Annotated in this window: 35 protein-coding genes; 1 reads left to right on the top strand and 34 read right to left on the bottom strand. The window is 62.7% G+C overall.

Annotated features, from left to right (window positions below; all coding sequences use genetic code 11):
* Positions 1-257 precede the first annotated feature (257 nt).
* Entirely contained in the window at positions 258-1079 is an 822-nt protein-coding gene (locus tag OIU93_RS14915; RefSeq protein WP_264270849.1) for a DUF4184 family protein, read from the top strand.
* A gap of 130 nt (positions 1080-1209) precedes the next feature.
* On the opposite strand, the gene OIU93_RS14910 is transcribed toward OIU93_RS14915, so the two are convergent.
* From OIU93_RS14910 to tuf, 34 genes are all read right to left on the bottom strand, one after another.
* Entirely contained in the window at positions 1210-2163 is a 954-nt protein-coding gene (locus OIU93_RS14910) for a tRNA pseudouridine(38-40) synthase TruA (RefSeq protein WP_264270848.1), read from the bottom strand.
* A 171-nt stretch (positions 2164-2334) separates the two neighbouring features.
* Positions 2335-2847 carry a 50S ribosomal protein L17 gene (rplQ, locus tag OIU93_RS14905; protein ID WP_264270847.1) on the bottom strand — a complete coding sequence of 171 codons (513 nt, stop codon included), beginning with the start codon at positions 2845-2847 and terminating at the stop codon, positions 2335-2337.
* 93 nt (positions 2848-2940) lie between these two features.
* Positions 2941-3948, bottom strand: a complete 1008-nt coding sequence (locus tag OIU93_RS14900) for a DNA-directed RNA polymerase subunit alpha (protein ID WP_217389437.1) — start codon at positions 3946-3948, stop codon at positions 2941-2943.
* 171 nt (positions 3949-4119) lie between these two features.
* Complete coding sequence (rpsK, locus tag OIU93_RS14895) at positions 4120-4521, bottom strand: 30S ribosomal protein S11 (protein WP_264270846.1); 402 nt, start codon at positions 4519-4521, stop codon at positions 4120-4122.
* 43 nt (positions 4522-4564) lie between these two features.
* Positions 4565-4939, bottom strand: a complete 375-nt coding sequence (rpsM, locus tag OIU93_RS14890) for a 30S ribosomal protein S13 (protein ID WP_113762222.1) — start codon at positions 4937-4939, stop codon at positions 4565-4567.
* Positions 4940-5089: 150 nt separating this feature from the next.
* On the bottom strand, positions 5090-5203 hold the full coding sequence (gene rpmJ, locus OIU93_RS14885; protein WP_013349661.1) for a 50S ribosomal protein L36: 114 nt from the start codon (positions 5201-5203) through the stop codon (positions 5090-5092).
* Positions 5204-5288: 85 nt separating this feature from the next.
* Positions 5289-5510, bottom strand: coding sequence for a translation initiation factor IF-1 (gene infA / locus OIU93_RS14880; protein ID WP_068731548.1), 222 nt, complete (start codon positions 5508-5510; stop codon positions 5289-5291).
* 243 nt (positions 5511-5753) lie between these two features.
* On the bottom strand, positions 5754-6584 hold the full coding sequence (gene map, locus OIU93_RS14875; RefSeq protein WP_264270845.1) for a type I methionyl aminopeptidase: 831 nt from the start codon (positions 6582-6584) through the stop codon (positions 5754-5756).
* 108 nt (positions 6585-6692) lie between these two features.
* Complete coding sequence (locus OIU93_RS14870; RefSeq protein ID WP_264270844.1) at positions 6693-7265, bottom strand: adenylate kinase; 573 nt, start codon at positions 7263-7265, stop codon at positions 6693-6695.
* Complete coding sequence (secY, locus tag OIU93_RS14865; RefSeq protein WP_264270843.1) at positions 7262-8566, bottom strand: preprotein translocase subunit SecY; 1305 nt, start codon at positions 8564-8566, stop codon at positions 7262-7264. Before secY ends, OIU93_RS14870 begins: the two co-directional genes overlap by 4 nt.
* 292 nt (positions 8567-8858) lie before the next feature.
* A complete protein-coding gene (gene rplO / locus OIU93_RS14860) occupies positions 8859-9314 on the bottom strand; it encodes a 50S ribosomal protein L15 (RefSeq protein ID WP_264270842.1) in 456 nt (151 codons plus the stop codon).
* A gap of 2 nt (positions 9315-9316) precedes the next feature.
* Entirely contained in the window at positions 9317-9523 is a 207-nt protein-coding gene (gene rpmD, locus OIU93_RS14855; protein WP_217389431.1) for a 50S ribosomal protein L30, read from the bottom strand.
* Between the two features lie 3 nt (positions 9524-9526).
* Positions 9527-10234: a 30S ribosomal protein S5 gene (gene rpsE, locus OIU93_RS14850; RefSeq protein ID WP_264270841.1), complete on the bottom strand. Its 708-nt coding sequence runs from the start codon at positions 10232-10234 to the stop codon at positions 9527-9529.
* Positions 10231-10602 carry a 50S ribosomal protein L18 gene (gene rplR, locus OIU93_RS14845; RefSeq protein WP_264270840.1) on the bottom strand — a complete coding sequence of 124 codons (372 nt, stop codon included), beginning with the start codon at positions 10600-10602 and terminating at the stop codon, positions 10231-10233. The genes rpsE and rplR overlap by 4 nt, the downstream gene beginning before the upstream one ends.
* Before the next feature lie 2 nt (positions 10603-10604).
* A complete protein-coding gene (gene rplF / locus OIU93_RS14840; RefSeq protein WP_264270839.1) occupies positions 10605-11141 on the bottom strand; it encodes a 50S ribosomal protein L6 in 537 nt (178 codons plus the stop codon).
* 21 nt (positions 11142-11162) lie between these two features.
* A complete protein-coding gene (gene rpsH / locus OIU93_RS14835) occupies positions 11163-11561 on the bottom strand; it encodes a 30S ribosomal protein S8 (protein WP_007271041.1) in 399 nt (132 codons plus the stop codon).
* Positions 11562-11623: 62 nt separating this feature from the next.
* On the bottom strand, positions 11624-12193 hold the full coding sequence (gene rplE, locus OIU93_RS14830; RefSeq protein ID WP_264270838.1) for a 50S ribosomal protein L5: 570 nt from the start codon (positions 12191-12193) through the stop codon (positions 11624-11626).
* On the bottom strand, positions 12193-12537 hold the full coding sequence (gene rplX, locus OIU93_RS14825) for a 50S ribosomal protein L24 (protein WP_071212944.1): 345 nt from the start codon (positions 12535-12537) through the stop codon (positions 12193-12195). Before rplX ends, rplE begins: the two co-directional genes overlap by 1 nt.
* Before the next feature lie 2 nt (positions 12538-12539).
* Entirely contained in the window at positions 12540-12908 is a 369-nt protein-coding gene (rplN, locus tag OIU93_RS14820; RefSeq protein WP_264270837.1) for a 50S ribosomal protein L14, read from the bottom strand.
* A gap of 369 nt (positions 12909-13277) precedes the next feature.
* Complete coding sequence (locus OIU93_RS14815; protein ID WP_264270836.1) at positions 13278-14237, bottom strand: endonuclease/exonuclease/phosphatase family protein; 960 nt, start codon at positions 14235-14237, stop codon at positions 13278-13280.
* Between the two features lie 208 nt (positions 14238-14445).
* On the bottom strand, positions 14446-14733 hold the full coding sequence (gene rpsQ, locus OIU93_RS14810; protein ID WP_264270835.1) for a 30S ribosomal protein S17: 288 nt from the start codon (positions 14731-14733) through the stop codon (positions 14446-14448).
* Positions 14733-15044, bottom strand: a complete 312-nt coding sequence (gene rpmC, locus OIU93_RS14805; RefSeq protein ID WP_264270834.1) for a 50S ribosomal protein L29 — start codon at positions 15042-15044, stop codon at positions 14733-14735. Before rpmC ends, rpsQ begins: the two co-directional genes overlap by 1 nt.
* A gap of 3 nt (positions 15045-15047) precedes the next feature.
* A complete protein-coding gene (gene rplP / locus OIU93_RS14800; RefSeq protein WP_217389425.1) occupies positions 15048-15464 on the bottom strand; it encodes a 50S ribosomal protein L16 in 417 nt (138 codons plus the stop codon).
* Positions 15465-16295: a 30S ribosomal protein S3 gene (gene rpsC / locus OIU93_RS14795; protein WP_217389424.1), complete on the bottom strand. Its 831-nt coding sequence runs from the start codon at positions 16293-16295 to the stop codon at positions 15465-15467.
* A complete protein-coding gene (gene rplV / locus OIU93_RS14790; RefSeq protein ID WP_071212937.1) occupies positions 16296-16661 on the bottom strand; it encodes a 50S ribosomal protein L22 in 366 nt (121 codons plus the stop codon).
* 57 nt (positions 16662-16718) lie between these two features.
* Entirely contained in the window at positions 16719-17000 is a 282-nt protein-coding gene (gene rpsS, locus OIU93_RS14785; protein ID WP_068731512.1) for a 30S ribosomal protein S19, read from the bottom strand.
* A 12-nt stretch (positions 17001-17012) separates the two neighbouring features.
* Complete coding sequence (rplB, locus tag OIU93_RS14780; RefSeq protein WP_264270833.1) at positions 17013-17852, bottom strand: 50S ribosomal protein L2; 840 nt, start codon at positions 17850-17852, stop codon at positions 17013-17015.
* A gap of 30 nt (positions 17853-17882) precedes the next feature.
* On the bottom strand, positions 17883-18185 hold the full coding sequence (gene rplW, locus OIU93_RS14775; RefSeq protein WP_217389422.1) for a 50S ribosomal protein L23: 303 nt from the start codon (positions 18183-18185) through the stop codon (positions 17883-17885).
* Positions 18182-18784, bottom strand: coding sequence for a 50S ribosomal protein L4 (rplD, locus tag OIU93_RS14770; protein WP_217389421.1), 603 nt, complete (start codon positions 18782-18784; stop codon positions 18182-18184). Before rplD ends, rplW begins: the two co-directional genes overlap by 4 nt.
* Positions 18785-18788: 4 nt before the next feature.
* Positions 18789-19439 (bottom strand): 50S ribosomal protein L3, encoded by a 651-nt coding sequence (gene rplC, locus OIU93_RS14765; protein WP_217389420.1) that lies wholly within the window; start codon positions 19437-19439, stop codon positions 18789-18791.
* 19 nt (positions 19440-19458) lie between these two features.
* A complete protein-coding gene (rpsJ, locus tag OIU93_RS14760; protein ID WP_003803825.1) occupies positions 19459-19767 on the bottom strand; it encodes a 30S ribosomal protein S10 in 309 nt (102 codons plus the stop codon).
* A 554-nt stretch (positions 19768-20321) separates the two neighbouring features.
* The gene (locus tag OIU93_RS14755) at positions 20322-20450 is read right to left on the bottom strand and encodes a hypothetical protein (RefSeq protein WP_264270832.1); all 129 of its coding nucleotides are present in this window, start codon (positions 20448-20450) and stop codon (positions 20322-20324) included.
* A 48-nt stretch (positions 20451-20498) separates the two neighbouring features.
* Complete coding sequence (locus tag OIU93_RS14750; RefSeq protein ID WP_264270831.1) at positions 20499-24590, bottom strand: hypothetical protein; 4092 nt, start codon at positions 24588-24590, stop codon at positions 20499-20501.
* A gap of 213 nt (positions 24591-24803) precedes the next feature.
* A complete protein-coding gene (gene tuf, locus OIU93_RS14745; protein WP_217389418.1) occupies positions 24804-25994 on the bottom strand; it encodes an elongation factor Tu in 1191 nt (396 codons plus the stop codon).
* Positions 25995-26107: the final 113 nt, after the last annotated feature.

Raw genomic sequence — 26107 nt, 5'->3', positions numbered from 1 at the left:
ACACCGCCAAAGCGCCCGCAGTGAGCCTGCCGACAGGCCTTCTTCAAGTCAACGAAAGCCACGCATGCCCGTACCCGCGGCACCAAACGTCCGTTCCCATGACGCAGGGCACTGCTCCCACAACCAAGGCCAACGTGTCGGTCGCAACAGTGCACGGCAGGGACATCCCGCAACGAGCCAATTAGGCTGGAAGTTACCTCCTGCGCATCAAAAAAATGTTGCCTCCCGGACTACGACGCAACGATTCAAGGATCCCATTGCCCTTTACCTTGGCCCATGCGGCCGCTGTCCTTCCGTTCGCGCGCCAGCCGCTCGTTCCGCTCGCACTTGTCGCGGGCGCGATGGCCCCTGACCTTCCATACTTCCTGATGGTGCCACCAAGCAGGCACGGCCGGTTCGCCCCCATCCTCAATGGCGTCAATTCGCACGATTTCACCCAGATCTTGTCCGTCGGATTGCCGCTGGCCTTGGTGCTGGCCGGATTCCTGTGGCTGGTGGGGGAACCAGTTCGATGGGCACTTCCCAAGTCCTGGGTACCGGTCAATCCGGCACGCACGGGACGTCGGCCCACCAGCGCGCGCATCGTGTTGTGGACGTTCTACTCCCTGATGCTCGGGCTTCTCACCCACCTCGTGTGGGACTCGTTTACGCATTCTTCCGGGTGGGTGGTTCAGCAATTGCCCTTCCTGGGCATTTCACCCTTTGGCAGCATTCCCCTCTTCCGCATCCTGCAACATGGCAGCAGCATCGTCGGCCTGGGGTTCCTGGCAATCTGGTACCTCAAGCGGCGAAAGGCCTCCGACACGCTCGAAAGTGCCGGCGAACTCAGGGCCCGCTATGTGCGCACCCTGATGCTGGCCATGTTCTTATTGGTCCCTGCCGAGACGGCTGTTTTTGTGGGCCTGGGCCAGGATGTGGTTCCGGTGGTCGAAGATCCGGCAAGTGCCGAAGTGTTCCTGCAGATCGTCATCCGACAAAGCGGCGCCGGGGCGATGATGGCATTGGCCGCATACGGGGTCGCATGGCATGTCATTACCAAGATCCGAAAGTTTCACGGCGTGGGCATGGTCCGCAGCTAGCTTCAGCCGCTTCGCTGCGCAGGCCTACTTCAGCGCGGTGAACCGGCGTTTGGCTCCCCCCTTGCAGGCGAGGGAATCCACCACGGGCCGATCGACGCTCTCGCCTCAGGCCTTGCCGCCACAGCGGTTCCTAGTCGGTGAATCCGCGCAACTCCGGCAAGTCGGTGGTGATATCGTCCGGCTTGCGCCGGGTACGCGTCAATTCGGCTCGTCTTGCGATCTCATGGTCATCCAGCGGATAGGCAACTTCCTCCAGCACCAGGGCGCGGGGGTCGGCCAACATAATCCGTGAATCACGCACTGCCTCCGCCAGTCGCCTGGCAACCCACCCCGGGGTCTCGCGTCCGTCGCCGACCTTGATGCAGGCACCAATCATGGCCCTGACCATGTTGTGGCAAAAGGCATCGGCCTTCAGGTGGGCCACGATGATCCCCTCGGAATCGCGGACAAACGAAAATTCCGTGAGCGTGCGGATCGTGGTGGCATGCTCCCGCGGCTTGCAGAAGGACAGGAAATCGTGGCGCCCGAGCAGGCTGACGGCCTCGGAGTTCAGCAAACCGACGTCGAGTTCTGTCTTGTGCCACATCGTGTAGGCGCGGGTGAGCGGATCGAAGCGTGCCGGACCGTCGGCGATGCGGTACGAGTAGCGGCGCCAGAGCGCGGAAAAGCGTGCGTCGAATCCATCCGGTGCGATCCAGACATCGTGGACCAGGACCGCACCGTTCTCGCGTCCCAGCACCCCGCGCAGTCGACGCAGCAGGGCAAAGCCCGGTTCAAGGCCCGATCCGCGGGCCAGGCCCGCGACCTCGGTGGGCGTCAGGTCGAAGTGCGCGATCTGGTTCCGGGCGTGCACGCCGGCGTCGGTGCGCCCTGCCACCACGGTGCGGATGTTGCGGCGGATGAGCATTGAGAGGCCGGCCTCGAGCACGCCCTGCACGGTGGGCAGGCCCGGCTGCAGCGCCCAGCCGTTGTAGGCGGTTCCGTCATAGCCGATCCGAATGGCCAGGCGCACGGTGGCGGGCTCGGTGGCGCCTCCGGCGGGCGCGAGCCCGGAGTGCCGGAGGTCAATGGGGGAAGTGTTCATCTCACGATCCTGGTTCTGTGGCCTTCTCCACCGACGCGGAGCGGCTCCTCCCCCGTCAACGCCTGTCGACTGGGGCGTCCATGGCACGGCGGGGGCTTCAGTGCTTAAAACTTTGGCCCGGTGCATAAGTGCACCGGGCCAACGATTCAGCTATTGCCGAGTAGACAAGGACTAGGCCTTGTTCTCCTCTGCAGCTTCGGTCTCTGCGACCTCTGCGGCTTCGGTTGATTCGGTCTCAACGACCTCTTCAGCCGGAGCAGCCACTGCGGTAGCCTTTTCGGCTTCCTTCACAACGGCCTGCTTCGGGGAAACCGGCTCCATCACCAATTCGATGACAGCCATCGGAGCGTTGTCGCCCTTGCGGTTGCCGATCTTGGTGATGCGGGTGTAGCCACCCGGGCGCTCGGCCATGAGCGGTGCGATGTTCTCGAACAGCTCGTGAACGATCGACTTGTTGGTGCGGCTGCGCGAGGCAATGACTGCCTGAACGCGGCGACGCGAGGCCAGGTCTCCGCGCTTTGCGAAGGTGATCAAGCGCTCTGCGTGCGGACGAAGGCGCTTGGCCTTGGTCAGCGTGGTGGTGATGGATTTGTTCTCGAACAGTTGCGCGGACAGGTTCGCGAGCATCAAACGCTCGTGAGCTGCGCTGCCGCCGAGACGCGGACCCTTGGGAGGGGTAGGCATAGTGTTCTCCTATTATGGTGGCCTTTGTGCCCGGAACCCCGGGGGAACCCGGGCACAAAGGTTTAAGTTCTATAGCTGGTGGGCCAAGAAGTCTTAGACTTCTTCGTCACCGTAAACGTCATCGTCGCCAATGGCGGCGGCACGTGCTGCAAGATCGAAGCCCGGAGGGGAATCCTTCAGGGCCAGACCCAAATCGATCAGCTTCGCCTTGACCTCGTCGATGGACTTCGCACCAAAGTTGCGGATGTCCATCAGGTCGGCCTCAGAGCGTGCAACGAGTTCACCCACGGAGTGGATGCCCTCACGCTTGAGGCAGTTGTACGAACGAACGGTCAATTCGAGGTCCTCGATCGGCAACGCCATGTCGGCTGCGAGGGCGGCGTCCGTCGGGGACGGGCCGATCTCGATGCCTTCAGCGGCGGTGTTCAGCTCGCGAGCCAGTCCGAACAGTTCAACCAGGGTGGTGCCGGCGGATGCAACTGCATCGCGCGGGGCCATCGAATCCTTGGTCTCGACATCGACGATGAGCTTGTCAAAGTCGGTGCGCTGCTCGACACGGGTGGCCTCCACGCGGAAGGTCACCTTGAGTACCGGCGAGTAAATCGAATCCACAGGGATGCGACCGATCTCGGCGTCCACGTTCTTGTTCTGCGCTGCAGAAACATAGCCGCGGCCACGCTCGATGGTCAGTTCCATGTCGAACTTGCCCTTCGCGTTCAATGTCGCGATGTGCAGGTCCGGGTTGTGGAATTCCACGCCGGCTGGCGGGGTGATGTCGGCTGCGGTAACGACGCCCGGGCCCTGCTTGCGCAGGTAGGCGACGACCGGCTCATCGTGTTCGGAGGAGACCGAGAGATTCTTGATGTTCAGAATCAGCTCGGTGACATCTTCCTTAACACCGGCTACGGTGGTGAACTCGTGCAGTACTCCGTCGATCCGCACACTGGTGACAGCTGCACCAGGAATGGAGGAGAGAAGGGTACGGCGAAGCGAGTTGCCCAGGGTGTAGCCGAAGCCAGGCTCCAACGGTTCAATTACGAAACGGGAGCGGTTCTCCGCTACGACTTCTTCGGTCAGGGTGGGGCGCTGTGCAATAAGCACTTACATTTCCTTTCAGCGAGCGTCCGCTATATGACGCAACACAGGGGGTGGAAACGACGTAAGCCTCGTCGGCGTTCGTCTGGTTCGGTCTGGCTTGCCGTGGCGATCATGCCGCCGCGCCCTACTCCCTTGCGGAAGAAAGACGCGGCGGCATCAAAGCCAGACAGTCAATTAGACGCGGCGACGCTTTGAGGGGCGGCAGCCGTTGTGTGCGCTGGGGGAAACGTCCTGGATGGACCCAACCTCCAGGCCAGCGGCCTGGAGCGAACGGATCGCGGTTTCGCGTCCCGAGCCCGGGCCCTTGACGAAAACGTCAACCTTGCGAAGTCCGTGCTCCTGTGCACGCTTTGCAGCAGCCTCGGCGGCCATCTGTGCAGCATACGGAGTGGACTTACGCGAACCCTTGAATCCAACCTCGCCGGCCGAGGCCCACGAGATTACAGCACCGTTGGGATCCGTGATGGAAACAATGGTGTTGTTGAAGGTGCTCTTGATGTGCGCCTGTCCGAGCGGGATATTCTTTTTGTCCTTGCGACGCGGCTTGCGGACCGCTCCACGAGTCTTGGGGGGCATGCTTACTCCTACGAGAAATTTGGCTTAGTGACGACCGCTAGATTTAGCGGGTCTTCTTCTTACCGGCGACGGTGCGCTTCGGGCCCTTGCGGGTGCGAGCGTTGGTCTTGGTGCGCTGACCGCGGACCGGCAGGCCCTTGCGGTGGCGAATGCCTTCGTAGGAGCCGATCTCAACCTTGCGGCGGATATCAGCTGCCACCTCGCGGCGGAGGTCACCCTCGACCTTGAAGCTGCCTTCAATGAAGTCACGCAGCTGAACCAGCTCAGCGTCGGACAGATCCTTCACGCGAGTATCCGGGTTGATCCCGGTCTCGGCGATGGTCTGTTCTGCACGGGTCTTGCCCACGCCGTAGATGTATGTGAGCGCAATAATCACGCGCTTTTCGCGCGGGATGTCTACGCCAGCTAGACGAGCCATATGCTGTCTACCTTTCGATGTGCGGAGGTCTAAAACAGCACAATCCCGGGTGTTCCCGGTCCACGGCCTCCGTGCCGTGGGTATGCATCGCGCGGTGGATGCTGTGCTGCCAATTACTTTTACTACGCGCAGGATTTCCCGTGAGGGAAATTAGCCCTGACGCTGCTTGTGGCGTGGGTTTTCGCAGATCACCATGACCACGCCATTACGACGGATCACCTTGCACTTATCGCAGATCGGCTTCACGCTAGGGTTAACCTTCAAGGCTTTGTCCTTTTGCGGTTGCGGTTTCAAGTGGAGCGTAACTACCTTTGTCGCCCGTCCCCAGGGGATGGAAGAACAAAAATCTTTACTTGTAGCGGTAAACGATACGTCCGCGGTTGAGGTCATACGGACTGAGTTCCACCACTACGCGATCCTCAGGGAGGATTCGAATGTAGTGCTGACGCATCTTTCCCGAGATAGTTGCAAGTACAACGTGCCCGTTGGGCAGCTCAACACGGAACATCGCATTGGGCAGTGCCTCTGACACGGTGCCTTCTACCTCGATGACACCCTCTTTCTTGGCCATATCCTCCGCTAACTTTTGTTGCCGGCGACTTTTGCCCCCGACAGGTTTATGGTCTTGGCCATCAAGAACAGAGGCACCCGAAGCGTGAGCTTTTGGGCACCAAGGAACAGACAACCAACAGTCAAGCCTACGTGGTACATGGCTTAAAGGGAAATCATTGTGGCCAACCGATTTGTTAGATCGCCCACACTTTTTGCGGGCAGCTGCCGCACCGGCCCGCAGGTGGGCCGGTGCGGAAGAAAGCTATGAAGCGATGGGGGACGGCGTCACGCCGAAGGGGGCAAGGCCTGCCACTCCCCCGTCGTGGGCAGTCAGCACCCAGATGCCGCCCATGTGCACGGCAACTGAATGCTCCCACTGCGAGGCGCGCGCGCCGTCGACGGTGACAACCGTCCAGTCGTCCTCGAGCACCTTGGTCTCCAGGCCCCCGCGCACCAGCATGGGCTCGATGGCCAGGCACATGCCCGGCTTGATGCGGGGACCGCGGTGGCCGGTGCGGTAGTTGAGCACGTCCGGGGCCTGGTGCATTTCCGAACCGATGCCGTGGCCGACGTAGTCCTCCAGGATGCCCAGCGGCTTGCCCGGCACGGCCGAGACGAAGTCGTCGATGGCATCGCCGATTTGGCCGACGAAACGGGCTTCGGCAAGTGCCGCGATGCCGCGCCACATGGCCTCCTGCGTGATGTCGGACAGTCGCTGGTCCTCCGGGTCCGCGTTGCCCACGATTACGGTGCGTGCCGAGTCGGCATGCCAGCCATCGATGATGGCGCCGCCGTCGATCTTCAGCACGTCCCCGTCCTTGAGCACGTACTCGCTCGGGAAGCCGTGGACGACCTCGTCGTTGACCGAGGCGCAGATGTTCGCGGGGAAGTCGTGGTAGCCCTTGAAGTTGGACGTCGCACCGTGGCGTTCGAGCACCGCGGCAAACACCTCGTCAAGGTGCGCGGTGGTGACCCCGATCTGTGCGGCGGCAACCGCTTCGTCCAGTGCCTCGGCCAGCACCAATCCGGCTTCCCGCATCTTCAGGATCTGCGTGTTGGTCTTGTACTCGATTTTTGGTTGGCGGAAAGCCATGGTGTGTGTCCCCTTCCAAGGAATCTTCTGGGCGGCGTTAGCGCAAAAACCGCGGGGATGTCGGCACGTGTGGTGCCGGTCCCCGCGGTTTGCGCGTGTGCAAGCTATTTAGACGTTCTGTCCCAGCGCGCCCATGACGCGGTCGGTGACTTCGTCGATCTCGCCGATGCCGTCGACCAGGCGCACGATGCCGCGCTCCTGGTAGCGGTTGACCACGACGGCGGTTTCCTCGTGGTAGAGGCCCAAGCGGTGGCGGATGACCTCTTCGTTGTCATCCGCGCGGCCCTCGATCTCGGCGCGCTTGAGCAGGCGGGCGACGAGCTCGTCGTCATCGGCGGTCAGCTGCAGCACCGCGTCAAGCTCCACGCCGGCGTCTGCCAGGATCGAATCCAGCTCGTCGACCTGGGCGCTGGTGCGCGGGTAGCCGTCCAGCAGGAAGCCGTCCTTGACATCGTCCTGGGACAGGCGGTCGCGCACCATCGAGTTGGTGACCGAGTCGGGAACGAAGTTCCCTGCATCGATGTACTTCTTGGCCTCGACGCCCAGCGGGGTGCCGCCCTTGACGTTGGCGCGGAAGATGTCACCGGTGGAGATGGCCACAACGTTGAGGCGCTCGGAAATGCGGTCCGCCTGGGTGCCCTTGCCGGCACCGGGTGGTCCAATGATCAACAGTCTTGTCATCGCAGAAGTCCTTCGTAGTGTCGCTGCTGCATTTGTGCGTTGATTTGCTTGACGGTCTCGAGACCCACACCAACCATGATGAGGATCGAGGTGCCGCCAAATGGGAAGTTCTGATCGGCGTTGATGAGCACGAAGGCAATCAACGGAATCAGGGCCACGAATGCCAGGTAAATGGCACCGGGGAAGGTGATGCGGCTGAGCACGTACTCGAGGTACTCGGCCGTGGGACGTCCGGCGCGGATGCCCGGGATGAATCCGCCGTACTGCTTCATGTTGTCGGCAACCTCGGTCGGGTTGAACGTGATCGCAACGTAGAAGTAGGTGAAGCCGATGGTCAGCAACGTATAGGCGACCATGTAGAGCGGGGACGAGCCGGAGAAGTTCGTCTGCACCCACAGCGCCCAGTCCGGCAGCGTGCCGTCGGCCCGTGTGTTGAACGAGACCAGCATGGTCGGCAGCGCCAGCATCGAGGATGCGAAGATCACCGGGATGACGCCGGCCATGTTGACCTTGATCGGGATGTAGGTGGAGGTGCCACCCACGGTGCGGCGCCCGATCATGCGCTTGGCGTACTGGACCGGGATGCGGCGCTGGGATTGCTCCACGAAGACAACCAGGCCGATCACGGCGACGCCGATGAGGATGACGCCAATGAAGACGCCCCAGCCCTGCGAGGTGGCGATGGCGCCCATGGCGGAGGGGAAGCCCGAGGCGATGGAGACGAAGATCAGCAGGGACATGCCGTTGCCGACGCCGCGCTCGGTGGCCAGCTCGCCCATCCACATGATCAGGCCCGTGCCGGCGGTCAGCGTGAAGATCATCAGCACGATGATCCACAAGCTGTCATCCGGGACGATCGGCAGTTGGCAGGAGGGGAAGAGCATGCCGCTGCGGGCCAGCGAGACCAGCGTGGTGGCCTGCAACAGGCCCAACGCGATCGTCAGGTAACGGGTGTACTGGGTCAGGACGGCCTGTCCGGACTGGCCTTCCTTGTGCAGCTCTTCGAAGCGCGGAATCACCACGCGCAAAAGCTGGACGATGATCGAGGCCGTAATGTACGGCATGATGCCCATGGCGAAGATGGAAACCTGGAGCAGGGCGCCGCCGCTGAACAGGTTCACGAACTGGTACAGCCCGCCGGTGGTGTTACCCGCGGCAAGGCACTGCTGGACGTTCGAGTAGTCCACGCCGGGAGCAGGGATATAGACACCCATGCGGTAAATCGCGATAATGGCGAGCGTGAACAACAACTTGCGTCGCAGGTCAGGCGTCCGGAATACCCGGGCAATGGCGGCGAACAAGCGTCCTCCTGAAGGATGGTGGCCCGGCAAACCCGGGTGTTGACCTACTGATTCTAGCGGGTGGCGAGCGTGACTCGCCAAATGCACCGCGGCAAAACCGAAATCATTCCCGGTCCGATGGGGATATTAGGCGGGAAAACAGCCCCAGTGACCGGGTGCCGGCGTCCTGCTGATGCCGGTGGGAGCAGGGGGTGTGGTGAAATGGTAAGAAAAAGGGGGGTGGTCCCGGAAATCCGCCATGCGAATTCCGGGTCCACCCCCCTCTCACTGTGTGATCAATTGACCACGTAGCTTAGAGCTCTACTGCAGAGCCGCCGGCTGCGGCGATCTTTTCCGCTGCGGAGGACGAGAAGGCGTTGACCTTCACGTCGACCTTGACGGTCAGTTCGCCCGAGCCAAGGACCTTGACGGGTTCGTTCTTGCGAACGGCGCCCTTCGCGATCAGTGCCTCAACGGTGACTTCGCCACCTTCGGGGAACAGCTCCGAGATCTTGTCCAGGTTAACAACCTGGTACTCGACGCGGAACGGGTTCTTGAAGCCGCGAAGCTTCGGAAGGCGCATGTGCAGCGGCAACTGGCCACCGGCGAAGCCGGCCTTGACCTGGTAGCGCGCCTTGGTGCCCTTCATACCGCGACCCGCGGTCTTACCCTTGGATCCTTCACCACGACCCACACGGGTCTTGGCCTTCTTGGAGCCTTCGGCCGGACGCAGGTGGTGTACCTTCAGTGCGTTTTCTTTTTCAGCCATGATTACTTCGCCTCCTCAACCTTTACGAGGTGCGGAACCGTGTTGATCATGCCAACGGTCACTGCATCAGCGGTACGGAACACGGTGTGTCCGATGCGCTTCAAGCCAAGCGAGCGAAGGGTATCGCGCTGGTTCTGCTTTACACCAATGATGGACCTGATCTGGGTGATTGCCAGATTTGCGTCGCTAGGGACAAAATTCTTCGCCACTACTTACGCACCTGCCTTCTGGTTCTGGATGTTCCACAGCATCTGTGCCGAAACAACTTCTTCCAACGGCAGGCCACGACGTGCTGCTACTGCCTGAGGCTCTTCAAGGGCCTTCAGCGCGGCAACGGTGCCGTGGACGATGTTGATCTGGTTGGTCGAGCCCATGGACTTCGACAGAACATCGTGGATGCCTGCGCATTCCAGTACGGCGCGAACCGGACCACCGGCGATAACGCCGGTACCCGGCGAAGCCGGACGCAGGAGGACAACGCCGGCAGCGGCTTCACCCTGCACCAGGTGCGGGATGGTGGTGCCGACGCGGGGAACGCGGAAGAAGGACTTCTTGGCTTCTTCAACGCCCTTGGCGATTGCTGCCGGAACTTCCTTGGCCTTGCCGTAGCCGACGCCAACGAGACCGTTGCCGTCACCCACGACGACAAGTGCGGTGAAGCTGAAGCGACGACCACCCTTGACGACCTTGGATACGCGGTTGATGGCTACAACGCGCTCAAGGAACTTGTCCTTGTCGTCGTTGCGGCTGTCCTTCGAATCGCGGCCACGGCCACGACCCTCGCCACGGCCACGGCCTTCGCCGCCACGTCCACGGCCTTCGCCGCGAGCGGCGCCGGCCTTGTCGGCGGCAGGAGCAGCAGCAGCTGCCTCAGTAGCTTCAGACACCTGAGTTTCCTTCTTGTTAGTTGCTTCGCTCACAGTGCCAGCCCACCTTCACGTGCACCCTCAGCAACAGCTGCCACGCGACCGTGGTACTTGTTGCCGCCGCGGTCGAAGACCACGGACTCGATGCCTGCGGCCTTGGCGCGCTCGGCAACGAGCTCGCCAATGCGCTTGGCCTTGGCGGTCTTGTCACCATCGAACGTGCGCAAGTCGGCTTCCATCGTCGACGCGTAAGCAACGGTGATGCCCTTGCTGTCGTCTACGATCTGGACGAAGATGTGGCGTGCCGAGCGGTTGACGACCAGGCGCGGACGCACCTCGGTGCCGGTGATGCGCTTACGGACACGCAAGTGGCGGCGGCCGCGTGCGGCTGCCTTGCTCTTACCCTTGATTCCCAGAGCCATGGTTACTTACCAGCCTTTCCGACCTTGCGGCGGATGATTTCGCCAGCGTACCGAACGCCCTTGCCCTTGTACGGGTCAGGCTTGCGGAGCTTGCGGATGTTGGCGGAAACTTCGCCAACCTGCTGCTTGTTGATACCCGAGACGGTGATCTTGGTGTTGCCGTCGAGCGCGAAGGCAATGCCCTCGGGAGCTTCGACAACCACCGGGTGCGAGTAGCCCAGGGCGAACTCGAGGTTCGAACCCTTTGCCACTACGCGGTAACCGGTACCGTGGATTTCGAGCTTCTTTTCGTAGCCAGCGGTGACACCGATGATCATGTTCTCGATCAGGGTGCGGGTCAGGCCGTGCAGCGAACGCGAATCGCGCTCGTCGTTCGGGCGCGACACGGTTACGGTGTTCTCTTCGAGAACAACCGCAATCGGGCTGGGTACGGTGTGCGTCAGTTCGCCCTTGGAGCCCTTGACGGAGACAATGTCGCCATCAATCTTGAGCTCTACGCCGGCAGGAACAGTGATCGGAAGACGTCCAATACGTGACATGGTTTCTTTCTCCCTTTCCCGTTACCAGACGTAGGCGAGGACTTCCCCACCTACACCCTTCTTGGCTGCCTGGCGGTCGGTGAGCAGACCGGAGGACGTGGACAGGATTGCAATGCCGAGGCCACCAAGGACGTGCGGCAAGTTGGTGGACTTTGCGTATACACGCAGGCCCGGCTTGGAAATACGGCGAACGCCAGCGATTGAACGCTCGCGGCTCGGGCCGAACTTCAGGGTGATGGTCAGCTTCTTGCCAACCTCTGCTGCTTCTTCAACGAACGAGGCGATGTAGCCCTGTTCCTTGAGGATCTGTGCAACGCGCACCTTCAGCTTCGACGACGGCATGGAAACCGTGTCGTGGTAAGCCGAGTTGGCGTTACGCAGACGAGTCAGCATATCTGCGACAGGATCTGTCATTGTCATTTGGGCTTCTGCCCTTCCTCGCTACGGTTTCCGCGCAAGCGCGGACCTGCAACGTAGTTGATCTAGTTGGCGGTCTTGAACGGGAAGCCCAGTGCCTTGAGCAAGGCACGACCTTCGTCGTCGGTCTTCGCGGTGGTCACTACGGTGATGTCCATGCCGCGAACGCGGTCAATGGAATCAACATCGATTTCGTGGAACATGGACTGTTCCGTGAGACCGAAGGTGTAGTTTCCGTTGCCGTCGAACTGCTTCGGGCTCAGGCCACGGAAGTCACGGATACGCGGCAGAGCCAGCGAAACCAAGCGGTCCACGAATTCCCACATGCGATCTCCGCGCAGGGTGGCGTGGGTACCAATCGGCATGCCTTCGCGCAGCTTGAACTGTGCGATCGACTTGCGTGCCTTGGTTACCAACGGCTTCTGGCCGGTGATGGCGGTGAGGTCGCGAACTGCGCCTTCGATGAGCTTGGAGTCCTTGGCGGCTTCGCCAACACCCATGTTCACAACAACCTTGACCAGGCCCGGGACCTGCATCGGGTTGGCGTAGCTGAACTCGTTCGTCAGGGTTTCGCGGATTTCGGCGTTGTACTTGGCCTTAAGGCGAGGCTGGATGTTCACAGCTGCTTCAGTCATTACAGTGCCTTTCCGGAAGACTTGGCGAAGCGAACACGGACGGTCTTGGACACGCCGTTCTTCTCCACGGTTTCCTCGCGGAAGCCAACGCGGGTCGGCTTCTTGGTTTCCGGGTCAACGATTGCGACGTTCGAGATGTGCATCGGGGCCTCAACGACCTCAATGCCACCGGTCTGCGTGCCACGCTCGGTCTGGCCGGCCTTGGTGTGCTTGGTGACGCGGTTGACACCCTCAACAAGCACGCGCTGTGCTGCGGGGAATACCTTCAGCACCTTGCCCTGCTTGTTGCGGTCGGAACCGGCGATGACCTGAACGAGGTCACCCTTCTTAATCTTTGCACCCATGGTTACAGTACCTCCGGAGCCAGGGAAACGATCTTCATGAACTTCTTATCGCGAAGTTCACGACCCACCGGACCGAAAATACGGGTACCGCGGGGCTCACCGTCAGCCTTGAGGATGACAGCTGCGTTCTCGTCGAACTTGATGTAGGAACCGTCGACGCGTCGACGTTCCTTCTTGGTGCGAACGATGACAGCCTTGACGACGTCACCCTTCTTTACGTTTCCGCCCGGGATTGCATCCTTGACGGTGGCGACGATTACGTCGCCGATGCCTGCATAGCGACGGCCAGATCCACCGAGAACACGAATGGTAAGGATTTCCTTAGCACCGGTGTTGTCGGCAATCTTCAGTCGCGATTCCTGCTGAATCACTTTTTACTCCTGTCGTCTCGCTGGTTCTCCTAGGGAGCCTTGCGGAACGGATATGGTCCATCTCAGCTTCTGCTTACCCCCACCTCCAAACACCACGATGCACAACGCCCAAGGGCGAAAAACATGTGAAGCTGGGGAAGCAGGGCCGAGGCTTAGGCTCAGAGCTATGCCGCACGACTTTCGGGCCCGTAAAAAACCCTCCGGCCGCACTATGCGTCATGAAGGAGGTGGATAGTCCCCATACACAACGCGCACAGAAAATAAAGTCTACCGCACGGATGCACGATCCCGAAACCGTATGCTATGTGCCCGCGGGTGGTCCTTGGTCACACACGCCCCCCGGAATTCCGCGCCGTTTGGGGCGGTGGGTCATCGGCAGGAAGCCAGATGCGCCACGATCCCATGGTGGTCGGTGCCGGGCACCGAGAAACGCTCGGAGTCGAGCACCGCCAGACCGCGAACCAGGACATGGTCGATCCCCGCGAACGCGGGCAGGCCCATGTCGGCGGGCCAGGTGGCCCCCGCCCATGGTCCCAACCTCGGGGAGGCTTCCATGAGGCCGGCTGCAAGTGCCCGGAATTGCGGGTGCGCGGCCGTGGCGTTGAAGTCCCCCGCCATCACCAGCGGCATACCGTTCTGTTGATGCTTCCAGGAACCGAGGTCTTGAAGGGTGCCTGCCCAGGACGACGGCGAGTAGGTCGGCGGCGCCGGATGGACACCGGCGACCCGGATGGGACCTGCCAGCGGATGTTCGATGACGGCCACGGGAACGTCGAAGAGCGCACCGTTCGATTGGAGCGCCGCCGCTGCCTGTTCCTGCAGCGGGTGCCTGGAGAAGATCACGGTGTCCACGCTTCCGCCCGTGACCACTTTTCCCGTCCGGTGCGTGTACTCCCATGTGGGGAACCTTGCTGCCAGCGCCGTGAGCATCGGTTCGCTGGACTCGACAAGGACCAGCACATCCGGGGCCGAACCGCGGATCACCTCGGCCAGGGAGGACGTGTCGGCGCGTCCGTGCTCGGCGTTCAGCGAAAGCACGCGCACCTGCTCCCCCGGCGTGCACCTCGTCCCGGTCACCGACCCCACGACGGGCGCCATGACCGGTGCCAGCGAGGCGGCGGCAAGGACCAGCAACACCGCGGCGGGAACGACGGCGCGGCGCAACGCCAGGAAGAGGAAGACGAGCAGGGCGGCCAAGCACCACAGCGGCAGCAGTGCCTGCAACACCGCCAGGATCCTGAAAGGACCCAAGGAGAGGTGCGGCAGCGCGGCCAGGAGCACTCCGGGAACCAGCACCGGAACCAGGCGCAGGGCCAGCGGTCTCCGCATCCTTGCCGGGTTTGCCCTTCGAGTACTTCCCACCGGTACTCCGCCCCCGTTGCCTTTCCCGCGGAACCGGTTCGGTTCACGCCAAGGCACCCATGCTACCGGCGGTAGATGTGGGGAAACGCAAAACACCCCGGCACCGGCTGGATAGATCCAGCGGTTCCGGGGTGTCTTGCTTGGTTCACGTCAGAGTGAAAACCAGCGAAAGGGCTTACTTGGCCTTTTCGAGGATTTCCACGAGGCGCCAGCGCTTGTCGGCAGACAGCGGGCGGGTCTCGGCGATGAGAACGAGGTCGCCGATACCGGCGCTGTTCTCTTCGTCGTGAGCCTTGACGTTCTTGTTGCGACGCATGACCTTGCCGTAGAGGGCGTGCTTTACACGGTCCTCGACGTCAACGACGATGGTCTTCTGCATCTTGTCGGAAACCACGTACCCGCGGAGGGTCTTGCGGTCGTTGCGCTCTGAAGCTGCATCCACGACGTTCTCCTTCTCGCTCATTACTTGGCTTCCTCAGTTGCTTCTTCGGTAGCTTCGGCCTTCTTGGAAGACTTCTTGGTCTTCTTGGCTTCTTCTACCGGGACAACAACATCTGCACGAATGCCCAGCTCGCGTTCACGAAGTACCGTGTAGATACGTGCGATGTCGCGCTTGACAGACTTCAGGTTGCCGTGCGATTCGAGCTGACCGGTGGCCGACTGGAAACGGAGGTTGAACAACTCCTCCTTGGCCTTCTTGAGCTCCTCGACCAGACGGGCGTTATCAAAGCCGTCCAGTGCTTCGGTTGCTAGATCCTTGGATCCGATTGCCATTCCTTATTCACCACCTTCGCGACGCACAATGCGTGCCTTCAACGGCAGCTTGTGGATTGCCAGGCGCAATGCCTCGCGTGCTACCTCATCACTGACGCCGGAGAGTTCGAAGAGAACCCGTCCCGGCTTTACGTTTGCGACCCACCATTCCGGCGAACCCTTACCGGAACCCATGCGGGTTTCGGCAGGCTTCTTGGTCAGCGGACGGTCCGGATAAATGTTGATCCAGACCTTACCGCCACGCTTGATGTGGCGGGTCATTGCGATACGAGCTGCCTCGATCTGGCGGTTGGTAACGTAGGCCGGTGTAAGGGCCTGGATACCGTACTCACCGAAGGCTACCGTGGTACCGCCCGAAGCTGCGCCACTCCGATTGGGGTGGTGCTGCTTGCGGTACTTTACTCGGCGTGGGATAAGCATTTAAGCCTGTCCTCCTTCTGCAACTGCTGCTGCAGGAGCCTCAACAGCCGGAGCTGCTTCTGCACCTGGAGCGGCGTTGCGCTCGGGGCGACGACGACGCTCGCCACCTTCGGGACGTCCACCCGGACGTCCACCCGGACGATCGCCGCGGCCGCGGGCCGGAGCTGCAGCAGCCTGGGCTGCCAGTTCCTTCGACGTTACGTCGCCCTTGTAGATCCAGACCTTCACGCCAATGCGGCCGAAGGTGGTCTTGGCTTCGAACTTGCCGTAGTCGATGTTCGCACGCAGGGTGTGCAGCGGCACACGGCCTTCGCGGTAGAACTCCTTGCGGGACATTTCTGCACCGCCAAGACGACCGGAGCACTGCACGCGGATGCCCTTGGCACCTGCGCGCATTGCCGACTGCATGGCCTTCTTCATCGCGCGGCGGAAAGCCACACGCGAAGCAAGCTGCTCGGCAATGCCCTGGGCAACAAGCTGGGCTTCGATCTCGGGGTTCTTGACCTCGAGGATGTTCAGCTGAACCTGCTTTGCGGTGAGCTTTTCGAGCTCGCCGCGGATGCGATCGGCTTCGGCGCCGCGGCGACCGATAACGATGCCCGGACGTGCGGTGTGGATATCCACACGAACACGGTCACGAGTACGCTCGATCTCCACGCGGGCGATGCCGGCGCGCTCCATGCCAACGGTCATCAGTTCGCGGATACGGATGTCTTCTTTTACGAAGTCCTTGTAACGCTGTCCGACCTTGGTGCTGTCGGCGAACCAGTGCGAAACATGGTCGGTAGTGATACCGAGTCGGAACCCATGCGGGTTAACCTTCTGTCCCATTTACTCTTCCCCACCCTTCTTAGGGGTTGCGACGACCACAGTGATGTGGCTCGTGCGCTTCTTGATCTGGTATGCCCGACCCTGAGCACGCGGCTGGAACCGCTTCATGGTCGGACCCTCGTCAACAAACGCTTCGCTGATGAACAGCTCGTCTTCGTTGAACGCGACACCCTCGCGGTCTGCGGCGGCACGGGCGTTAGCCACTGCCGATGCTACAACCTTGAACACTGGCTCTGAAGCTGCCTGCGGGGCAAACTTCAGGATCGCCAGTGCTTCGTTCGTCTGCTTGCCACGAACAAGGTTGACGACGCGCCGGGCCTTCATAGGCGTCACGCGGATATGGCGCGCAATTGCCTTGGCTTCCATTGCTTTCCTTCTCTCGTCTCTCGAAGAAGTGCTAAGCACTCGCTAAACCCTTGCGGGTTAGCGGCGCTTGCCCTTCTTGTCGTCCTTCACGTGGCTGCGGAACGTCCGGGTCGGGCTGAACTCGCCGAGCTTGTGCCCGACCATCGACTCGGTGACAAACACGGGGATGTGCTTACGTCCGTCATGTACGGCGATCGTGTGCCCGAGCATGTCGGGGATGATCATCGAACGGCGGGACCACGTCTTAATGACGTTCTTGGTGCCCTTTTCGTTCTCAGCAGCTACCTTGACAAACAGGTGCTGATCGACGAAGGGGCCTTTCTTCAGGCTGCGTGGCATGTTTCCAGGCTCCTATCGCTTGTTCTTGCCGGTACGGCGACGGCGGACAATCATCTTGTCGCTGTCCTTGTTCGGACGACGAGTGCGTCCTTCGCGCTTGCCGTTCGGGTTGACAGGGTGACGTCCACCGGACGTCTTACCCTCGCCACCACCGTGCGGGTGATCAACAGGGTTCATGGCTACACCACGGACGGTCGGGCGAACGCCCTTCCAGCGCATGCGGCCGGCCTTGCCCCAGTTGATGTTCGACTGCTCGGCGTTTCCGACCTCGCCGACGGTTGCGCGGCAGCGCACGTCAACGTTGCGGATTTCGCCGGAAGGCAAACGCAGCTGAGCGAAGCGACCCTCACGGGCCACCAGCTGAACCGAGGCACCTGCGGAACGAGCCATCTTGGCACCGCCACCGGGACGCAATTCCACGGCGTGGATAACAGTACCCACCGGAATGTTGCGCAACGGCAGGTTGTTGCCGGGCTTGATGTCGGCGTTTGCGCCGGCCTCAATGGAGTCACCCTGGGCGAGCTTGTTCGGTGCAATGATGTAACGCTTGGTGCCATCAATGTAGTGAAGAAGCGCAATGCGGGCGGTGCGGTTCGGGTCGTACTCGATGTGAGCGACCTTTGCCGGCACGCCGTCCTTGTCGTGGCGACGGAAGTCGATCAGACGGTACTGGCGCTTGTGTCCGCCACCCTTGTGACGAGTGGTGATCTTACCGGTGTTGTTACGGCCGCCAGTCTTGTGGAGCGGGCGGAGCAACGACTTTTCCGGAGTCGATCGCGTGATTTCTGCGAAGTCGGCTACGCTCGAGCCGCGAAGGCCCGGGGTAGTCGGCTTGTATTTACGGATTCCCATAGTTTAATTCCTCGTTAAAGTGGTCTCCGCTTAGGAAAGCGGACCGCCGAAGATGTCAATCGAGCCTTCCTTCAGGGAGACGATCGCACGCTTGGTAGCCTTGCGCGTCCCCCATCCGAACTTGGTGCGCTTGCGCTTGCCGGCACGATTGAGGGTGTTTACGGAGTCAACCTTGACCGAGAAGATGGCTTCCACGGCGTTCTTGATTTCCGACTTGTTCGAACGCGGGTCAACCAGGAAGGTGTACTTGCCTTCGTCGATCAGACCGTAGCTCTTTTCCGAAACGACGGGTGCGATGACCACATCGTGCGGAGCCTTAGAGAAGGTGCTCATTTGGCTTCCTCCTTCTGGACCAGGGCATCAAAAGCGGCCTTGGTGAAGACAACGTCGTCGGAAACCAGCACATCGTAAGTGTTGAGCTGGTCTACGTACAGGACGTGGACCTCGGGGAGGTTACGGACCGAAAGGGCCGCAACATCGTTGGCGCGCTCGATGACTACGAGCAGGTTCTTGCGCTCGGACAGAGCGCGCAGGGTGGCCAGTGCGGCCTTGGTGTTCGGCGTGGTGCCTTCAACCAGGGCTTCAATGACGTGAATGCGGTTGTTGCGAGCGCGGTCAGACAGGGCGCCGCGCAGTGCAGCAGCCTTCATCTTCTTGGGGGTGCGCTGGCTGTAATCGCGAGGAGTCGGACCGTGGACAACGCCACCGCCGGTCATGTGAGGAGCACGGATTGAACCCTGACGGGCGCGGCCGGTGCCCTTCTGCTTGAACGGCTTGCGACCGGCACCGGAAACCTCGGCGCGGTTCTTGGTCTTGTGCGTACCCTGGCGAGCAGCTGCCAGCTGGGCCACGACGACCTGGTGCAGCAGCGGAACGTTGGTCTGAACGTCGAAGATCTCCGAAGGGAACTCGACGGTGAGTGCGTTAGACATTTAGTTATGCTCCCTTCACAGCGGTGCGCACGAGAACGACGCGGCCGCGGGCGCCGGGAACGGCACCCTTGATCAGCAGGAGGTTCTTCTCGGCATCCACTGCGTGAACGGTGAGGTTCTGCGTGGTGACGCGCTCGGCGCCCATGCGACCGGCCATCTTCTGGCCCTGGAACACACGGCCCGGGGTCGATGCGCCGCCGATGGAGCCCGGCTTACGGTGGTTCTTGTGAGCACCGTGCGATGCCGGAGCACCGTGGAAGCCGTGGCGCTTCATAACGCCGGCGAAGCCCTTACCCTTGGAAGTTCCAACGACGTCGACCTTCTGGCCGGCGGCGAAGATTTCGACGGTGAGTTCCTGGCCTGCGGCGTAGGAATCGGCGTCGGCAGTGCGCAGCTCAACGACGTGGCGGCGCGGGGTGACCCCGGCTGCTTCGAAGTGGCCGGCCAGCGGCTTGGTGACCTTGCGCGGGTCGATCTGGCCGTAGCCGATCTGAACCGCTACATAGCCATCACGCTCGGCGTTGCGCAGCTGAGTGACGACATTGCTGTCGGCCTGTACGACGGTTACCGGGATGAGGTTGTTGTTCTCGTCCCAAACCTGGGTCATGCCGAGCTTCGTGCCCAACAGTCCCTTGACATTACGGGTTGCGGTCATAGTTTTCTCGCCACCTCCCCTAGAGCTTGATTTCGATGTTGACATCCGCCGGCAGGTCAAGACGCATCAGCGAATCTACGGCCTTCGGGGTCGGATCGATGATGTCGATCAGACGCTTGTGCGTGCGCATTTCAAAGTGCTCACGGCTGTCTTTGTACTTGTGGGGCGAACGGATAACGCAGTACACGTTCTTTTCCGTTGGCAGCGGCACGGGGCCGACTACGGTCGCGCCAGCGCGCGTCACCGTCTCAACGATCTTCCGGGCAGAAACGTCAATGACCTCGTGGTCATACGACTTCAGCCGGATGCGGATTTTTTGTCCCGCCATGGCGTGATGCCTCTTTCTAATTAGCACTCTCTGTACAGTTACTGTGCCCTACGGGTCCAATAGTGGACCGGCACGCCTCGCATCGAACTGAATCCGGATAAATCCGGGTTCCTCAATCCGCCGAAGCCCGACCCCCGCGCTCGGGCGTGTCGCGTTTGAAAGCGATACGAATCCGATGGATACGCAGGGGACATTGTCAATGTTTCCAAAAAATTCGGTTGTATTGCTCCCCAGCCCCGGGCATTATCCCGGGTGAGACACAATCTCGGTTGAAACCCCTGTGCCCCGGTGTCGGTTTCCCGACCAGCAGACACGAAGCATGGAAATGCTCACGAACAACTTGTCTAGTGTGTCAGGTTTCCGCCCCAAACACCAACTCTTCCTTCCGCCTACCGGCCGTTGCCGGGAGTGCGGAAGGACGTGCAGGTTCCGATAGCTGTTGCGACGGAACGAAAATTGCCGGAATTCCGGCGCGCACTTCGCGCACGGGCAACCGGGACCCGGCAACGGCACGTGGGCAAGCTCACGAAGTCGCCCGGTCCGCGACGACCGGGCTACTGGTCGTCGCGGTGGGCCCGCCGGATGTCCTTCATGCGATCGATCTCCCGGGAGAACTGCTTGCGCAGTCGAATGACGACCACGATGACTACGACGACGATGAGCATGACGAGCAAGAACTTCATGCTGCCAGCCTAACCGCCGACCGCGCGCCGGTCACCACCGGCCGGCCCTCAACCTGGTTCATCGGTGGTGTCCTGGTTGCCCGGCTTCATCCACGGCATGCCGCTACCCGGTTGCGGGGCAAGCCGGCCCTGACCCTGGCCGTGCCCCTGCCGCTGTTGATCGGCTGCCGGGGTACCGGGTTCCGGGGATTGGGTCGGCGTCGGTGCCACCCTCCCCGGCTCCGTCCACCGCCCCGCGACGCCCGATGGCGCTGTGGGGTCCTGTGGGTACTCCCCCATGGGTCCGGCGGGACCTACCGGCGGCTGCCCTGGTGCCGGGGCTTGCGGGGATTGCGAGCCCCGGTTCATCTTGCCCAGCTTCCACAGGGCCAGTGCAATCAGGCCCGCGGCAACCAGCAACAGCAACAGGAACGTGAATCCGCGCAGGAACCAGAGCACCGCCACGGCCACCCCGACTGCTCCCCACACCGTGAAGATCTTGCGGTTGGAGAGCAAGCCGCTCACCAGCAGAATGGTGAAGCCCAGCAAGACCAACAACTGCTGGCCCAGGTTGGAGGAAAGGATCGTCCCCAGCCCCGCGACCGACAGCAGGGCGGCCGAGGCGCCCAGCACCACCGTCGCTTCCCTCTCCCGCTTGCGCGAGAACTCGTAGACGGCCAGCAGTCCCAGCGTGATGACCCAATAGAAGGTGGCGGCAAAGGCGCTCGTCCCGTCGACCGCCACCCACCAACAACGGTGGATGGCCGCGGCTGCCACCAGGGCCGCCACCTCGAATCCGGTTTCCCGCCGGCGCGCCGGCACCTCGAGTGCCGCCGTGGCGAAGACCGCCACCAGCAGCATCGCTCCCCCGGCGTAGACGTACCGGTCCAGATTGTCGGCCAGCCCCAGCAGCCCGCCACATCCCAGTGCCGCCAACCCAGCGGTCAACAGCACCCGTGCGTGGGCCGGGCTCCAGCCGGCACCCCGCCTGGCCACCGCCGAGAATTCCACCGGTTCGCCGCCAAAGCGGCCGCCGAAAAGGGCCATGACCAGCAGGACGACGAAGGTCGCGCCCAGCCCGATCATGGTGTCCAGCGGTTCGCTCCCCGTCGCTCCGGCCAGGGCGTGCATGAATTCGACCCCGCGCAACGAGGCAAGAAGCACTAGTGCGGCGGTGCCGAGCAACAGCAACGGAACTCCCCAGGTTGCGGCGAAGACCGTCGCGCCGGCCGCCCCGAGAAGGCCGGAGACGACCTGCCACCCCGGTTCGGTGCGATCCTGCAGGCCCGCCAATGCCACCCAGTACATCAGCGCCACTCCTGCCCTCACCCAGCGGTATTCGGCTCCTCCCAGTGCGCGCAGCTCGCCCGCCAGGATGCCGACAACCAGGAGGACCAGCACGGTGCTGGCGGTGTTTTCGCCCCACAACGCGCTCGGCAACCAACCGCCGTTTCGCAGGTCCGCTCCCAGGGCCGGTGTCAGGACCAGGCCGAGGAATCCGAGCGCTGCCGGGAGGAACGCATAGCGAAACCCCGGAACCTTGCCCGCCTGGGTCTTCACCAGCACACCGGCGAAGGCCGCCAGGCACAGGCATTGGACCAACAGGCTGGCCTGGTCGAGCCCGCGGGTGGCTCCGGCCAGGTAGATCGCAGGGATCGCCAGCAGCAGCACGAGTGCCGCCACGCCCAACAGCGAGCGCGGATCCCCCGGCTTCACGGCCTGGGAGCTGCGGGACAGAAGTGCGCGCACCGATTGTCCCAGGGCAATCGTGAACGCGAGCAGCGCGTACTGCCCGTGCCCGTCCATGGTGAAGCGGTCCGCCACATGCCATGCCGCGCCGGAGAAGAGCACCTGTGCCAGGACGGAGTAGCCCACGCGGGTTCGCACCGAGGCACCGGCGACGATGCGGAGCCCCACGTACGCCAGGCCGAAAACCGCCACCAACTCCACCAGCCACGACGGGTTCAGGTCCGAGCCGATCCCCAGGCCGGTGCCCAGGGAGATCAGTCCGCCCAGGTGCATCAGTGCGGCAGGAACCCCAGCGGCGGGTGAACCGGCCGACTCTGCTGCCGGCTCCCCGCCGGCGATGGTTTCCGGGGCCGGGGATGCTGCGCGGCGGTGGCCCAGAACCAGGGTGGCGCCCACGAGGCCCACGGCGAGCAGCAGCCACATCAGGATCAGCACCCATGGGCTGCCCAGCCAGAACCGGGTGCTCCAGCCGACAACGGCGGCGTCCAGGTCGGCCGGGCCGCCGACTCCCGTGTTCACCTCCAGCAACCAGAGGGTGGCCGAAGCGCAGGCCACGGATCCGGCGAACACCATCGACTCCCCCAGCGCATGGATCCGCGCGGTTCCCTCGGCCCGGGCGACCGCGACGGCTGGTGTTCCCTTGTGCAGGGCGGCGACGGCCCAGCCCGCCTGGACCAGCACCGCCAGGATGACGCCGACCATGCTCGCCACCTCAATGGCCCCGGCCAGGGCCACCGGGTCGCCGGATCCGGAACCTGCATTGCCGGCGCTTCCCGACCCCAGCACCCATCCCGCAGCGGCAAAGCCCAAGAGCGCAGCGGCGGCCACGATGGACGCCGCCCTGGCCGCCCACCGCAACAGGAGCCGTTGGCTGCCGGTCGCGCGGCGTGCCAGCATCCAGGTGCCCAGCACGGCGACGGCGATCACGATGCCCTGGCGTCCCAGGTTCCCGCCCGTTGGTTCGACGAACGAGAAGACCGCCGCACCCAGGGGAATCCAGCGGTAGTGCCCGCCCGGTTTCGCCCCGGCCACCAGGCCGGCGAGCACCAGCAGGGCCAGCGCCCAGTTCAGATCCAGACCCGGCCCGACGCCGGGGCCGGCGGTTTCGCGCAGCAATCCCTCGGCCCCCAACACCGTGCACATGGCCGCGGCGGCAATCAGCACCCAGGTTTCGACGGTGACGAGGCGCGGGTGCACCCGCAGCTTGCGCGAGTAGATCCGGGCACGGTGCGTCAGCAGCACGAACTGCACCAGCACCACCGCGGCCATGACCCGGAAGATGTTTGTCCACGTCACCTCGGCCACAAGCAGGAACGCGCCCAGGCCCAGCATTCCCGCCGCGCGGGCAGCGGCCAGGTGCCGGAAGCGCTCGGCGGCCGGAGCTGCCACAAACGCCACCGAGTAGTAGACGGCGGCCGCCGCGAAAAGCCATGCGTAGTCCGCCGCCTCGAGCACGGCCGCCGACAGCACCGCCGCCAGCACGGTCGCCGGCACCAGGTAGCGGTGGGCAATAGTGAACGACTGAACGTAGATGTTGGTGATCCAGCGCGGCCTCAGGAAGCCAACCAGCGTGATGGCGGTGGCCAGCAGCATGCTGAACAGGAAGTAGTAGACCAGCCCGCGGTTGAGCACGGCACCGCCGGAGTAGGCGATGGAAACCAGGAACGTCGTGGACAGTCCGGCGATGACCTTGGACTGCAGCCGTGCCGCGGCGTACACGAACGCCGCCGTTCCCACCACCGAGGTCACGAACCAGCTGGCACCGGGGGTATGGGACAGCAGCAGGTAGTGGGCGAGGCCCGTCATCGGGACCAGGGCCAGTCCGGTCGCGGTGAAGGCGGCGGCCGCCGGGCGAAGTCGTTCGCTTTGCGCGTGCATCACCAGGCCGGCGACGTAGAAGCCGAGGGCGACGATGCCCAGGCCCACGACCTTGGCCGGCGCCGGCAGGGCCAGCGCAATGAACAGCGAGGCCGATGCCACCATCAGCAGCGCCGCGACATAGAGGGTGATGTTGATGTTGCGCAGCGCCCTCACCCGCGGGTCCACCGGCACCGGGGGGACGTAATCAGGTGCGGCGGTGCGCATCGGTGCCTCGGCGTTCACCGGGTCCGGCCCCGACGCGGCACCCGGAGCGAGCGGCTGCGCACCTGCGGGATCCGGCACGGCCTCGGCCTCGGGCCCCACCGGGGAACCTGCCTCGCGATGCGGTACGGAGGAGGGGACCACGGGTTCGGCGGCCAGCGTCGCTGCCTCGAAACCGAGCTGCCAGGCCTCGGCCAGCTTCTGGCGCTCGGTCGACGCGTCGGCGGTCAGGTTGCGGGCGATCGCGTCCCTGGTCGTCAGCCTCTTGCCGAGGAAGAACCCTGCAAGGAACACCAGCACGGCCAACACAACCAGGACGAACGTTTCCATCTGGGTTTCCCGCTTTCACCTACGTGGTTGCGCCGCCTGATATTCGGGACGCTTGCGGGTTCCAGCGTATCGCATTCAGACCATTCGTTTGATAAATATGTCAGGCAATTGTCGGGGTAGTGCCCGGGCACATGAAAAGACCCCCGCCGCACTGTCGAAACAGTGTTGCGGGGGTCTTCCCTAGACCGTTAGGTCAAGATCTGCGAAGTAAACTTACGCGGTGATCTTGGTAACGCGTCCCGAACCAACGGTGCGGCCGCCTTCGCGAATTGCGAAGCCGAGGCCCTCTTCCATGGCGATCGGCTGGATCAGCACGACAGACATTTCGGTGTTGTCGCCGGGCATAACCATTTCCGTGCCTTCCGGCAGGGTGATAACGCCGGTGACGTCCGTGGTGCGGAAGTAGAACTGCGGGCGGTAGTTCGAGTAGAACGGGTTGTGACGCCCACCCTCATCCTTGGACAGGATGTAGACGTTGGCCTCGAACTCGGTGTGCGGGGTGATGGAACCCGGCTTCACGATGACCTGGCCACGCTCTACGTCTTCGCGCTTGATACCGCGAAGCAGCAGACCACAGTTCTCGCCGGCCCATGCCTCGTCGAGCTGCTTGTGGAACATCTCGATACCGGTAACCGTGGTCTTCTGGACCGGACGGATGCCGACGATCTCGACCTCGGAGTTGATGGCGAGGGTTCCACGCTCGGCGCGGCCCGTAACAACGGTGCCACGACCGGTGATGGTGAAGACGTCTTCAACCGGCATCAGGAACGGCTTGTCGCGGTCACGAACCGGGTCCGGCACGTGGTTGTCGACTGCTTCCATCAGGTCCTCAACGGCCTTGACCCAAACCGGGTCGCCTTCGAGTGCCTTCAGACCGGAAACGCGCACAACAGGTGCCTCGTCGCCGTCGAAGCCCTGCGAGGAGAGAAGTTCGCGAACTTCCATTTCCACGAGGTCAAGGAGCTCTTCGTCATCAACCATGTCGGACTTGTTCAGTGCGACCAGCAGGTAGGGAACGCCAACCTGGCGGGCAAGCAGAACGTGCTCGCGGGTCTGAGCCATCGGGCCGTCAGTGGCGGCAACCACGAGGATTGCACCGTCCATCTGAGCAGCGCCGGTGATCATGTTCTTGATGTAGTCAGCGTGACCCGGGGCATCAACGTGCGCGTAGTGGCGCTTCTCGGTCTGGTACTCGACGTGAGAGATGTTGATGGTGATGCCGCGCTGGCGCTCTTCCGGTGCAGAGTCAATCTGCGAGAAGTCGCGCTGCTCGTTCAAATCCGGGTACTTGTCAGCAAGCACCTTCGAAATGGCGGCCGTCAACGTGGTCTTACCGTGGTCAACGTGACCAATGGTGCCGATGTTGACGTGCGGCTTGGTCCGCTCGAACTTTGCCTTTGCCACAGGTTCCTCCTAGAAACGTTTACAGAAGACGTACCTCGCCCACTCGGATCGCGGGCGAACTTATGCAAGTCTACTGGGGGCTTAGTGAAATGTTTAAATTGTGGTTAGCTGCG

It is taken from the genome of Paeniglutamicibacter sp. ZC-3, assembly GCF_025847175.2.
Lineage (GTDB): Bacteria > Actinomycetota > Actinomycetes > Actinomycetales > Micrococcaceae > Paeniglutamicibacter > Paeniglutamicibacter sulfureus.
The sequence above is the reverse complement of the archived record's forward strand: the minus strand, read 5'-3'. Positions and strand labels throughout refer to the sequence as shown.